Origin of the sequence: Mesorhizobium sp. M8A.F.Ca.ET.021.01.1.1 (genome assembly GCF_003998025.1) — a bacterium.
GTDB lineage: Bacteria > Pseudomonadota > Alphaproteobacteria > Rhizobiales > Rhizobiaceae > Mesorhizobium.
The window spans coordinates 1-11,307 of record NZ_RZSJ01000153.1 but is presented as its reverse complement, the minus strand read 5'-3'; the positions used below and the strand labels follow the sequence as shown (position 1 = coordinate 11,307).

Below are 11,307 nucleotides of genomic sequence, written 5' to 3'. Positions count from 1 at the left end.
ATATCAGGCCGCTCGGCCTATGGTTCTGGGGCAAGGTTTGGACGCTGGTCGCCTGGTGCGAGATGCGTGATGATTTTCGCGCTTTCCGCATCGACCGCATCGCCTCGGTGGTCATCGCCGGCCGCATCTTCAAGCCGGAACGCGGCAAGCAGCTCGCCGATTTCTACCGGGCGGTGGAGCGCAGCGAGGACTATGGCATGGCGCCCGACCGCGCGGCGCGAAGCTGAGATTTGCCCGACCGCACAAAAAAGCCCGCTCGAAGCGGGCTTTTTTGTCGAATTGGCGAAAAGCCTATTCCTCGTCGTCCTTATCGGTGTCCTTCGACTTCAGCGCTGACAGCTTGGCGAAGACGGCGTTGGCGTCGAGCTCCGCGTCCTCGTCCTTCGGCTTCTCCGGCGCCGGCACCAGCCGCTCGGTCAATGCCGCCGGCAACAGCGTGTCGCCGACCGGCTGCGCCTGTTCGCGGCCACGCGAGGCGCGGTTGACCTCCATGTCGAGGTCGATCTGCGAGGCGAGACCCAGCGTCACCGGGTCCATTGGCTGCAGATTGGCCGAGTTCCAGTGCTTGCGTTCGCGGATCTGCTCGATCGTCGACTTGGTGGTGCCGACAAGGCGCGAAATCTGCGCGTCCTTGAGTTCGGGATGGTTGCGCACCAGCCACAGAATGGCGTTCGGCCGATCCTGGCGCTTCGACAGCGGCGTGTAGCGCGGACCCTTGCGCTTGGATTCCGGCACCCGCACCTTGGGGTCGGAAAGTTTCAGGCGCTGGTTCGGGTCCTTCTCGGCGCGCGCGATCTCGTCGCGGGTCAGCTGGCCGGTCATGATCGGATCCATGCCCTTGATGCCTTGCGCCGATTCGCCGTCGGCGATCGCCTTGACCTCGAGCGGATGCAGCCCGCAGAACTGCGCGATCTGCTCGAAGGAAAGCGCGGTGTTGTCGACCAGCCAGACGGCGGTCGCCTTGGGCATCAGCAGCGTATTGGCCATCGCAAAAATCCTTCTCGTTCGCCCGCGTTCCCGCGCGGGCGGTGGTTTAGAGCCACCAAAATGGGAAATTCGGGGCCTGTATAGCCGTTCCCTGCCCGCTTCGCAATGTTTTTGGAAAAGCCCGCAGAAAACCGCGAACCGGCGGTTACCGGAACGGCTCCGTGCCCTTGAGCAGAGCGACAAGCTGGCTCTGTTGGCGTGTTCCTGTCTTGGCGAATATCCGTTCGAGGTAGGTTCGCCCGGTCTTCACGGTGATGTTGGCACTTGCCGCCGCCTCCGCCAGTGTTCGCCCTTGCGAAAGTGCCGAGGCCAGGCGCGCCTCGGCTGGCGTCAGGTCGAACAGTCCGGCAAGCAGCGTTGGCGATGGCACCATGGAACTGGCGTTCACCGCCGTCGCCGCGACCAGGATGTCGGCGCCCGAGAATATCTCGTGGGCGGAACGGCGCAGCGGCAGGACATGAAGGATCAGTGGCGACCTGTCGGCGGCGGCCGAAACCGGGATGGACCGGACCGAGGGTTCGGCGGCCCCGCGTGCGGCGACGACGGCCTGCTGAAACAGGCGATTGGCATCCGCATCGACGATTGCCATGCCGCCAAAGGCGACCGGCAGGAAGATCGAGCCCATGCTCTCGAACAGCAGATTGGCGGCGAGCACATGCCCCCTCGATGAGAGGATGGCCGCCGGCAGCCCCATGGCCGTCATGGCGGCAACGGTTCCCTTGGCCCGCTCCAGGCCAAGCCGCGCGGCGATCAAGCTGGCGCGCGCCATGGCCGGCCGCAAACCGTCGAGAATGTCGAAGCTGCCGGCGTCGTAGCGGCCCTCGCCAAGCCTTCGCTGGAAGACGAAGATGGCCAGTTCGCCGCTCGGCATCGGGATGGCGGTGCAGGTATGCGCGCCAATCCCAAGCGCGCGCAGGCGGACCCGGATGGGATCGTTCTCGATTTCCTCGGCTGTCAGGAAACTCTCGACATCGACGAAACTGGCCGGCTGCACCGCGCACATGCGCGAGACCGCCGTGGAGAACTGCAGCGTATCGCCCAGGAGGAATTCATTCAGCAAGTCCTGCAGCAGCGGGACCGTCCTTCCGCGCACCGGCTGCTCATCGGCAAACAGGAACACGGCGCCGCCCACTGAGGCGGAGGCTCTATTTATGCCATCCAGCACCTCCGGCCACAGGTCCGGAACGAAAGCAGCCTCGTAGATCTTGTCGGTAAGATCATCCAACATGGGCGTGGAAGCCTTCGTCGATGCCTGCCCTGCCAGCCACGCGCTCACGCGGCAACCGGTCCCCATCCGTCAAGATGCCATGCTGAAAACAGAGGTCAAGCCGCCTGGTGCTTGACACGGGTGACGGCGGCTCACGCCGACTGGCACCCCAAAAGACAAAACCCGCCGGACAGGGTCCAGCGGGTTCGGAACCGGCGACGAACAAGGCGTCTGCGTCGGCTCTACATTGCGACCCTGCCTTCCGGCGAGGTCGCGCTTGCAATCAGATCGCCTGACGGGCGATCCTTTCGATGTCGGCGCGGTTGATGCCGAGGTCGCTGAGCTGACGTGCGTTGAGGCGGTTCAATTCGCGAACGGTCTCGTTGTACATGCGCCAGTTACGGAAAGCGCGGATCGGGTTCATGGTAGTCCTCCTGAATTGGGTTCGTTTCGATGATGCTCAAATAGTGATCATCGATGAGGACTTGAACGGCTGATTTTGCATAGCAATGATGCAAATGCTGCATTGCACCATTAAGATTCTGTTCATCTTGCAGGCAAGGCGGGCGCCCGGGGACGGTGTCGAGATTTAGGGGATACGGGCCTAGCCTACGTCGAGCACGATCTTGCCGATATGATCCCCTTCCTCCATCCGCTCATGCGCGCGCCAGGCATCGGTGAGCGGGTAGATCATGTCCATGACCGGCGCCACCTTGCGCGTGCCCAGCAGCGGCCACACCTGCGCCTCCAACGCGGCCGCGATCGCTGCCTTGAATTCCACGGTGCGGGGCCTCAGCGTCGAACCCGTATGGGTCAGCCGCTTGACCATGATCTTGGAAAAGTCGGCGCTCGCCACAGCACCTGCCTGGACGGCGATCTGCACGATGCGGCCCTCGATCGCGGCGGCCTCGTAGTTGCGCTGGACATAGTCGCCGCCGACCATGTCGAGGATGACGTTGGCGCCTCGGCCTTCGGTCGCCTCCTTGACCGCGGCGACGAAATCCTGCTCGCGGTAATTGATCGCGCGGTCGGCGCCAATCTTCAGGCACGCGTCGCATTTCTCCTTCGATCCAGCGGTGGTGATGACATAGGCGCCGAAGGCCGAGGCGAGTTGGATCGCCGTGGTGCCGATGCCGGACGAGCCGCCATGGACGAGCAGCGTCTCACCCTTCTTCAGTCCGCCGCGCTCGAAGACATTGTGCCAGACGGTGAAGTAGTTCTCCGGCACCGCCGCCGCTTCGGTATGGGTGAAGCCCGCCGGCAGCGGCAAAACGCTGCCTGCGTGAACCCTTACATATTCGGCGTAGGCGCCGCCGGGCGTGAGTGCGCAGACCCGGTCGCCGATGCGCCAGCGCGATATCTCGTCGCCAAGGGCCGCCACCTCACCCGATGCTTCGAGGCCGGGGAGGTCCGATGCGCCGGGGGGTGGCGGATAGGCACCCTTGCGTTGCTGGACGTCGGGCCGGTTGACGCCTGCGGCATGGACCTTGATCAGGATTTCTCCGGGGCCGGGCAGCGGCACGTCGCGCGTTTCCGGCTTCAGCACCCGGGGACCGCCCGGCTCCGAAATCGCGATCGCCGTCATCCGTGCCGGAATTTTCTGTCCGCTCGCCATGAAGTTTCCCGTCTTTCCTAGCCGGCTTTTACCGGCTGTTTGCATCGATGCCCCTGCCCTATGTATGCTGATTGCCAAATCAGGCAAATGGCCAATCTGGTCTGGCGTAGGAGGAGCGACGATGGCGATCTTCGACGACGAACCCAAGAAGAAGGCACGCCCGCACGAGATCGGGCAAGACCTGTCGCTGCTTTCCGTCGGTGAACTGTCCGAGCGCATCGGCATCCTGCGCGACGAGATCGCCCGGCTGGAGGCCGAACTCAAGACCAAGGACAACACCAAGTCGGCGGCCGAGGCGCTGTTCCGCCGCGGATAATTCGCTGAGGTAACCGTTCGCCGCCGAAAAGCCCGAATGCGACTGTCTTCAAACCTGCGCCCCTCCCAGCCCTCAGCCGGATCAAAAAATGCTCGCAGCCTACAGACCGATCCTTTCCCTGCTCCGCGGCACCGCCTTCCTTCTGGCGGCATCGGGACTGCACGGGCTGCTGTTGCCCCTGCGCGGCCAGTTGGAAGGGTTCTCGACCGCTTCGCTCGGCCTGATGGGCACGGCCTGGGCCGGCGGCTTCGTCACCGGCTGCTTCTTTGCGCCGCGCATCGTGCGCCGTGCCGGGCATGTGCGCGCCTTCGGCGCCTTTGCCGCGTCCGGCGCCATCGTGGCGCTGCTGACGGGCCTGGTCATCGACGAATATGTCTGGATCCTGCTGCGTGCCTTCACCGGTTTCACCATGGCCGGCGCCTTCATGGTCATCGAGAGCTGGCTGAACGAGAAGGCGACCAACGAGAACCGTGGCACCGTCTTCGGCCTCTATATGATGGTCACCTATGCCTCGATCATGGGCGGACAGATGATCGTCGCCGGCGGCGACGTGAAATCGGCGTCGCTGTTCATGATCACCGGCATCCTGTTCTGCTTGTCGCTTCTGCCGACAGCGGTTTCGAGCGCTTCCCTCCCGAAGCCGCTGCAGGACGTCAAGCTCGACGTCAGGGGGCTCTACGCCAACTCGCCGGTGTCGGCGATCGCCTGCCTCTTGATCGGCATCGCCAACGGCGCCTGGGGCACGCTCGGCGCGGTCTACGGTGCCCGCGTCGGCATCTCCACCGCCGAGATCGCCTTGATGATGAGCCTGGTGGTCGTCGCCGGTGCCGCCATGCAGCTTCCGGCCGGGCGTCTCTCCGACAAGACCGACCGCCGTTTCGTGCTGGCCGGTGCTGCCTTCGGCGCGGCGCTGTTTGCGCTTCTCATCTTCCTGTTCGAGCCGCGCTCAGCAGTCTTCGTCCTCGTCTTCACCGCCGCCTACGGCGCTTTCGCCTACACGCTCTATTCGATTGCCGTGGCGCATGCCAACGACCACGCCCGCTCCGAGGATTTCGTCAAGGTATCGGGTGGCCTGCTGCTGCTTTACGGCTTCGGCACCATGATCGGGCCGTTGCTGGCCGCCGCCCTGATGGGCTGGATGCGCCCGGAGGGTCTGTTCCTGGCGACCGCATTGGCGCATCTGTCCCTGGCGGGTTACACGCTGCTGCGCATCAGCCGCCGCGCTCCGGTGCCGATCGAGGATCGCGACGCCTTCAAGACGCAGCCGGCTGACCGTTCGGTGACCCCCGAAGCATTGCGGCTCGATCCGAGAAGAAAAGCAGAAGCAAACAGTTGAGATTTGAAAAACTTTGCCTCACAAATGAGGCATGATGTTTTCCGACGCCTTCATGGCGATCGCCGACCCCAATCGGCGCCATCTTCTGGAAGAACTTCGACGCGGTCCGAAGACCGTCAACGAATTGGCGTCCGGACTGCCAGTCTCCCGCCCGGCCGTATCACAGCATCTGAAAGTGTTGCTCGACGCCGGGCTGGTCAACGCCAAGGCTGAAGGCACGCGGCGTGTCTATACGGTGAGCAATGCCGGCTTCCTGAGACTCAACATCTGGCTCGATCAATTCTGGGAAGCCTGATCGTTTCTGCCTGCGGCACTTGAGCTACCCGGTCAGGATTGCGAACTCACGAAGGCGCCGAGCGCGTCGAGCAGTTCGCCCGTTCCATGCTCGCGCGTGGCTGAGGTGTCGTGGCCGTCGAAGAATGCGCCCTGCTCCGTCATCACAAGCCGCGTGCCGCCGCTTTCCGCCACAAATTCGATCGTCGCCAGCGACACCGAAACGCGGGTTTCGCCGAACAGCAGCTCATAGCTGTAAACGATGCGCTCGTCCGGCACGATGTCCTGATAGACCGCGTTGAAGAAATGCATTTGCCCGTCGTTCGGGCAGCCGGCATTGACCTCCTTGCCGCCGACGCGGAAGTCCATTTCGTGCCGGGTGGGCACCGGGTCATGGGGATCGACGAACCAGCGCCGCTTGGCATCCGGGCTGCTGAATGCGGAGAAGACTTTCGCCGGTGCCACCGGATAGCTCCGCTCGACGACAAAGGTGGAATGGACAACGGATCGCTCAGTCATGAAACCTTCCTTGGTGGATTGAATTGCCCGGAACGTGACCCTGAAAACCGGAGGCCGGTCTTCGGGAGCATGCTTGAACCCATCACGGCGCGGTCTCCGGCCTGAAAGGCGGCGAAATAGCCGCGCACCAGTTCGGATTTGGTCTTCGACATGACATTTTCCTCTCTAGCTTTCGGCCAGGAAATCGCCGAGCCGATCCAGCCGGCGCTCCCACGAGAGGCGCCGCTCATTGATCCAGTGCTCGGCCGCTCGCAACGCCCTTGGATCGATCTGGCAAGTGCGCACCCGCCCGACCTTCTGCGTGCGCACGAGGCCGCTCGCTTCCAGCAGATTGAGGTGCTGGACGACCGCCGACAGCGACATCGCCAACGGCTCGGCCAGCTGGCTCACCGAGGCGGGGCCGCGTGACAGCCGGTCGACCATCTGCCGCCGCGCCGGATCGGCGAGCGCCTGGAACATCAGGTCGAGTTGGGCGGGATCGTGCAGCATCGCGATCAGCCGTTGTTGTAGGGGAAGAACTTGAAGTAGGGCTGCGCCTCCTCGATCACCCTGATGAAGGCGGCGCGTTGCAGCAAGCGGTCGTGATAGCGCTGCACGGCGGGATATTTGTCGCCGAACGGCTCGACCTTGTTGGCGTAGAAGAGCGCCGGAGACGCCGCGCAATCGGCCATGGTGAAGGCATCGCCTACAGCCCATTCCCTGGACTGCATTTCCTGTTCGATGATGGCATAGGAATTGCGCAACTGGCCGCGCGCCTGTTCGACACCGAATGGATCGGTCTTGTCGAGCGGCCGCAACCTGTCGCCGACGATCTTCTGCATCGGCTCCTGCACATAGAAATCATAGAAGCGGTCGGCCTGACGGACCGCCAGCGCCAGGTCGATGTCGGCGGGAACGAGTTCGACCGGTCCCGGATAGTGCGCGGCCAGATATTCCACGACAATGGTCGATTCCAGCACAGTGCGGTCTCGCGCGTCGTCGCGCAGCGCCGGCATCTTGCCGGTCGGCGAAATCTTCAGGAAGGCCGCGCGTGATTGCTCGTCGCCGAGATCGACAATGACCGGCGCAAAAGGCGTGGCGTTCTCGTAAAGCGCGATCAGCGGCTTCCAGCAGAAGGAAGCCAGCGGATGGAAATGCAGCGTCAGGGACATTCTTGTGCTCGTCTGTTTCTGTGGCAACACTGAAGCATTTGCTTAACTATTGCGGTGAACCTCGCTCGTCAAGGCCCACCCGCGAAGTCTCAGCTGGATCGGACGTGCGCGACGATGGCGGCCTCTATGTCAGGCCAGTCATCCGGATGCAGTTCGTGACCGCCGCCTTCGATGCGAAGCAGTTTCGCGCCGGCAACAGCTTGGGTCAGGGCCTCGCCATGCTCGACCGGAAAGATCGGATCCGACGTGCCGTGGATGACCAGAAGCGGCGCCGCTATTTCGGGCAGGCGGCCCTTCCACTGGTTACCGCCCTTGAGCATGAAATGATTGGTGGCGCTCAGGAAGCCGCCGGACCTGCTGTAATCCCGTTCGATGAACGCTCTCATCCCCGCCTCGTCGAACGGATGGGCGGTGCTGGCGATCGCCCGCGCATCCCTGACCATGAAGTCGATGACCTGGCGGCGATCCGTCCAGTCGACTTTGGCTCCATCGGCCGAATGCTCCAGATAGGCGTCGGTCGTTTTCGGCAGATGCGAAGTGTCGGTCCCCACGGGCGAACTGCTGATCACGGTCAGCGAAGCGACGCGCAAGGGGTGCTTGAGCGCGACGAGTTGCGCGATCATGCCGCCCATCGACATGCCCGCGACATGCGCCTTGCCGATGCCGCGGCTGTCGAGAACGGCAATCGCGTCGTCGGCCATGTCGTCGAAAGTGTAGGGCGGCTGTCCCACCGGATATTTGGTCGACCGGCCGGTGTCGCGATTGTCGTAGCGGATCACGTGAAGGCCGGCATTCGCGAGTTTCCGGCAAAACGCCTCGGGCCACCAAAGCATTGAGGCCATAGCGCCCATGATCAACAGCAGCGCGGGGTCCGCCGGATCGCCAAAGGTTTCGGATATGATCTCGGGACGGTCCTCGGTTGTCATTTGCTGGCCTCCTCATCTGCTTGCATTTTGCAATCGGTTGCACGATAATAAAACCGATACGATAATGCAACTGGTTTTGCGCGGAGAACACCGAATGACCCTCGATCGCCGGTCAGGCTGCCCGATCAACCTCTCGCTCGAGGTGTTCGGCGACCGCTGGAGCCTGATCATCCTGCGCGACATGATTTTTGGCGGCAGGCGGCATTTTCGTGAGTTGCTCAACGGGTCGATGGAAGGCATTGCTTCCAACATCCTCGCCGACCGGCTGAAGCGGCTGATGGAACTCGGCATGTTGACCAAGGCCGACGACCCCAGTCACAAGCAGAAGGCGATCTACAGCCTGACCGAGATGGCCATCACACTGGTGCCCATCCTTGCCCATCTCGGCGCCTGGGGCCGCGTCTGGCTGCCGACCAGCGAGGAGCTCTCGATCCGCGCCGAACTCCTTGAAAAGGGCGGGCCGCCAATGTGGGAGAAATTCATGGCCGAGTTGCGCCATGAGCATCTCGGCACCCCCCTCGATACAGCGCCCGGCCCCTCTGTCCGCGCGACGCTGCGGGCCGCCTATGAAGCGGTCGTTGCTAAAAAGGCCCTCAACGCCAGCCCTGCCGGCTGACCAACTATTTTCCCCGTTGAAAGGCCGGCTCTGCTACAAGGGACGAAAATCACACGTGATGGGATTGGATAGACTCTTGGTTGAGAACTCTAGGGACACTGCCCGCGCGCGTGCCGATCTGCGCTTCAAGAAGCAGGAAGAGGCGGCGACGGTCCGGCAGAAAGCCATGGCCGAGTATGTCGCCGAGAGCGACGCCCGCAAGGTCAAGACCGACAAGCTGCGGGCGCTGCGGCTCGCCAAGGAAGCCGAAGAGCTGGCCAACACGCCTGCCGCACCTGCCAAGAAGCCGGCCCGCGCCAAGAAAAAGTAACGTCTCCCCCTCCGCCAATTCCTCGCCCTGAATCGAGCTGTGGTGACGCCACCGGTCAGGCGCCTTCATCCCGCTGCTTCACAGGAAGCAATTTCAACCGAAACCGGGATTGCCTCGCCCGGCTGACCGCCGATGATCGGGCTGTTCAACAGGAGATTGCCATGACCGCGCTGCCGCTCGAAAAAGCCGTCGAGATCATCGATGCCGCCTTCGCCAGGGGCACCGATCTCAAGCTCAAGCCGCTCGGCGTCTCGGTGCTCGACGCCGGCGGGCATCTCGTCGCCTTCCAGCGCCAGGACGGCGCTTCGTTCCTGCGCCCGCAAATGTCGGCCGGCAAGGCCTATGGCGCGCTGGCCATCGGCATGGGCTCACGCAAGGTCGAGGCCTTCGCCAAGGAACGTCCGCATCTGGTTGCCGGCATTTCCGACGTGTCGGGAGGACGCGTGCTGCCGGTCGCCGGCGGCGTGCTGATCCGCGACAAGGCAGGGAGCATCATCGGCGCCGTCGGTATTTCGGGCGATACATCCGACAATGACGAGGCAGCCGCGATTGCCGGCATCGAAGCCGCCGGCTTCACCGCCGATCCAGGCTGAAGCTTCAGTCTAATTCAAATTGATGTCGCGGCTGGCCGACCGCATCGACACCGCGAACCCGGCCAGCACGTCGAACAGCGCGATGATCATCAGCGTGAAGAAGATGGAGTGCGCGGCACCCTTCACCAGCAGGAACTCGACCAGGAAAGCGACGAAGACCAGCATCGACAGAAGATGGTCCATGATCGAGGCCGTAGTCGTGCGCGCCGACTTCACCATTTCGAGGAACAGGAAGATCAGCCCGATCAGCACAATCAGGTCGCCGAGCGTCATCGAGAACACCCCGCCCGACATCATGCGGAACGAGAAGATCTCACTCGCCCACGGATCGTCGCCGCCGCCGAATATTCCGAGCAGGCCGAGATTGTAGAGCACGAAAGGCACGATCAAAAGCGGGACGGCACCGAACATCTGGCGTCTCCATATGGGGGCACCTTCTGTAGAATGCTCCACAGGCACGGCGTCAAGATTTTTCGTGCGCGGCCGCAAACACGGTCGAAGACCGGATGCAACAACCATGTCAGCCGATTGCCCGGCCGACATGGAACAAACGGGAACTGCAAGCTCAGCGCTTGAAATAGCCGGCGCGCACGGCGTCCCAAACGCAAAAAGACCGGCCAGAGGCCGGTCCTTTGTTACTCAAACCCAGGGAAAAGCTGGGCTCAGCTTTCCTTGGGAGTCAGCACCTGGCGACCGCGATACATGCCGGTCTTCAGGTCGATGTGGTGCGGGCGGCGCATTTCGCCGGAATTCTTGTCCTCGACATAGGTCGGGGCCTTGAGGGCGTCGGCCGAGCGGCGCATGCCGCGCTTGGACGGAGAGGTTTTGCGTTTCGGAACGGCCATGGATATGCTCCACTACATGGTCAAAAGCCCCGCCCGCCCTCGTGAAAGGGCCATGTCGGGGCCTAAATCTGAGAAAGTCGGGTGCCTATACACGCCTGACACCGTTTTGGCCAGCGCTGCGGTGAATCTTTTTTGTGCCGGCTAGTCCAGGCAGCCGACATAGGCGCCCGAGCGGCCGGCGCGCCGCTCGATCAGGTTGGCCAGCCGCCTGAGGCCCGGCCCGGGTTTTGCGGGATTGCGGGCGATCGGATTGGGCAGCGTGACGGCGAGAAGGGCCGCCTGCCGTCTGGACAATTGTTTTGCCGGAATGCCGAAATGGTGCTGCGCCGCCGCCTCGATGCCATAGATGCCCGGCCCCCATTCGGCAATGTTGAGATAGATTTCCATGATGCGTCGTTTCGACATCACCGCGTCGAAATAGACGGCCAGCGGCAGCTCGACGACCTTGCGCACCGAGCCCAGCGGCCGCGACCAGAGGAAGAGGTTCTTCACCGTCTGCATGGTGATGGTCGATGCGCCGCGCGTCGCCTCGCCGGCCAGCGCATCGTCGACAACGCCCCTGAGCTCGCCGAGGTCGACGCCGCGGTGGAAACAGAACTGCCCATCCTCCGAC

At 63.2% G+C, this 11,307-nt stretch carries 18 protein-coding genes; 7 read left to right on the top strand and 11 right to left on the bottom strand.

Annotated elements, in window-relative coordinates; all coding sequences use genetic code 11:
• On the top strand, positions 1-227 hold a 227-nt coding region (locus tag EOA36_RS14490; protein ID WP_127278223.1), incomplete at its 5' end, for a WYL domain-containing protein.
• Between the two features lie 64 nt (positions 228-291).
• Here EOA36_RS14490 and EOA36_RS14485 read toward each other — a convergent pair.
• The 4 genes from EOA36_RS14485 to EOA36_RS14470 form a co-directional block, all read right to left on the bottom strand.
• The gene (locus EOA36_RS14485; protein ID WP_127278222.1) at positions 292-987 is read right to left on the bottom strand and encodes a DUF1013 domain-containing protein; all 696 of its coding nucleotides are present in this window, start codon (positions 985-987) and stop codon (positions 292-294) included.
• A gap of 145 nt (positions 988-1,132) precedes the next feature.
• On the bottom strand, positions 1,133-2,215 hold the full coding sequence (locus tag EOA36_RS14480; RefSeq protein ID WP_127278221.1) for a helix-turn-helix transcriptional regulator: 1,083 nt from the start codon (positions 2,213-2,215) through the stop codon (positions 1,133-1,135).
• A 262-nt stretch (positions 2,216-2,477) separates the two neighbouring features.
• Positions 2,478-2,618 (bottom strand): DUF1127 domain-containing protein, encoded by a 141-nt coding sequence (locus EOA36_RS14475; RefSeq protein ID WP_064987068.1) that lies wholly within the window; start codon positions 2,616-2,618, stop codon positions 2,478-2,480.
• 180 nt (positions 2,619-2,798) lie between these two features.
• Complete coding sequence (locus EOA36_RS14470; protein WP_127278220.1) at positions 2,799-3,809, bottom strand: NAD(P)H-quinone oxidoreductase; 1,011 nt, start codon at positions 3,807-3,809, stop codon at positions 2,799-2,801.
• A 121-nt stretch (positions 3,810-3,930) separates the two neighbouring features.
• Between EOA36_RS14470 and EOA36_RS14465 the strand changes: the two genes are divergently transcribed.
• From EOA36_RS14465 to EOA36_RS14455, 3 genes are all read left to right on the top strand, one after another.
• Complete coding sequence (locus EOA36_RS14465) at positions 3,931-4,125, top strand: DUF1192 domain-containing protein (protein ID WP_027141877.1); 195 nt, start codon at positions 3,931-3,933, stop codon at positions 4,123-4,125.
• Positions 4,126-4,213: 88 nt separating this feature from the next.
• Complete coding sequence (locus EOA36_RS14460) at positions 4,214-5,461, top strand: MFS transporter (RefSeq protein WP_127278219.1); 1,248 nt, start codon at positions 4,214-4,216, stop codon at positions 5,459-5,461.
• 31 nt (positions 5,462-5,492) lie between these two features.
• Positions 5,493-5,756, top strand: coding sequence for a metalloregulator ArsR/SmtB family transcription factor (locus EOA36_RS14455; protein ID WP_019861642.1), 264 nt, complete (start codon positions 5,493-5,495; stop codon positions 5,754-5,756).
• A gap of 32 nt (positions 5,757-5,788) precedes the next feature.
• On the opposite strand, the gene EOA36_RS14450 is transcribed toward EOA36_RS14455, so the two are convergent.
• From EOA36_RS14450 to EOA36_RS14430, 4 genes are all read right to left on the bottom strand, one after another.
• The gene (locus tag EOA36_RS14450) at positions 5,789-6,199 is read right to left on the bottom strand and encodes an SRPBCC family protein (RefSeq protein WP_245464356.1); all 411 of its coding nucleotides are present in this window, start codon (positions 6,197-6,199) and stop codon (positions 5,789-5,791) included.
• A gap of 219 nt (positions 6,200-6,418) precedes the next feature.
• A complete protein-coding gene (locus tag EOA36_RS14440) occupies positions 6,419-6,742 on the bottom strand; it encodes a metalloregulator ArsR/SmtB family transcription factor (RefSeq protein WP_127278217.1) in 324 nt (107 codons plus the stop codon).
• Positions 6,743-6,747: 5 nt separating this feature from the next.
• The gene (locus EOA36_RS14435) at positions 6,748-7,404 is read right to left on the bottom strand and encodes a glutathione S-transferase family protein (protein WP_127278216.1); all 657 of its coding nucleotides are present in this window, start codon (positions 7,402-7,404) and stop codon (positions 6,748-6,750) included.
• An 89-nt stretch (positions 7,405-7,493) separates the two neighbouring features.
• Positions 7,494-8,330, bottom strand: coding sequence for an alpha/beta hydrolase (locus EOA36_RS14430; protein WP_127278215.1), 837 nt, complete (start codon positions 8,328-8,330; stop codon positions 7,494-7,496).
• Positions 8,331-8,424: 94 nt separating this feature from the next.
• Between EOA36_RS14430 and EOA36_RS14425 the strand changes: the two genes are divergently transcribed.
• The 3 genes from EOA36_RS14425 to EOA36_RS14415 all read left to right on the top strand — a co-directional run bounded on the left by EOA36_RS14425 (position 8,425) and on the right by EOA36_RS14415 (position 9,849).
• A complete protein-coding gene (locus EOA36_RS14425; protein WP_127278214.1) occupies positions 8,425-8,946 on the top strand; it encodes a helix-turn-helix domain-containing protein in 522 nt (173 codons plus the stop codon).
• A gap of 76 nt (positions 8,947-9,022) precedes the next feature.
• The gene (locus EOA36_RS14420) at positions 9,023-9,256 is read left to right on the top strand and encodes a hypothetical protein (RefSeq protein WP_127278213.1); all 234 of its coding nucleotides are present in this window, start codon (positions 9,023-9,025) and stop codon (positions 9,254-9,256) included.
• Between the two features lie 161 nt (positions 9,257-9,417).
• The gene (locus EOA36_RS14415) at positions 9,418-9,849 is read left to right on the top strand and encodes a heme-binding protein (RefSeq protein WP_127278212.1); all 432 of its coding nucleotides are present in this window, start codon (positions 9,418-9,420) and stop codon (positions 9,847-9,849) included.
• Between the two features lie 9 nt (positions 9,850-9,858).
• On the opposite strand, the gene EOA36_RS14410 is transcribed toward EOA36_RS14415, so the two are convergent.
• The 3 genes from EOA36_RS14410 to EOA36_RS14400 form a co-directional block, all read right to left on the bottom strand.
• Positions 9,859-10,260: a hypothetical protein gene (locus EOA36_RS14410; protein ID WP_127278211.1), complete on the bottom strand. Its 402-nt coding sequence runs from the start codon at positions 10,258-10,260 to the stop codon at positions 9,859-9,861.
• A gap of 251 nt (positions 10,261-10,511) precedes the next feature.
• Positions 10,512-10,694: a 50S ribosomal protein L32 gene (gene rpmF / locus EOA36_RS14405; protein ID WP_008834724.1), complete on the bottom strand. Its 183-nt coding sequence runs from the start codon at positions 10,692-10,694 to the stop codon at positions 10,512-10,514.
• A 141-nt stretch (positions 10,695-10,835) separates the two neighbouring features.
• Positions 10,836-11,307 (bottom strand): transglycosylase domain-containing protein (locus tag EOA36_RS14400; RefSeq protein WP_127278210.1); only part of this gene is annotated, 472 nt, incomplete at its 5' end.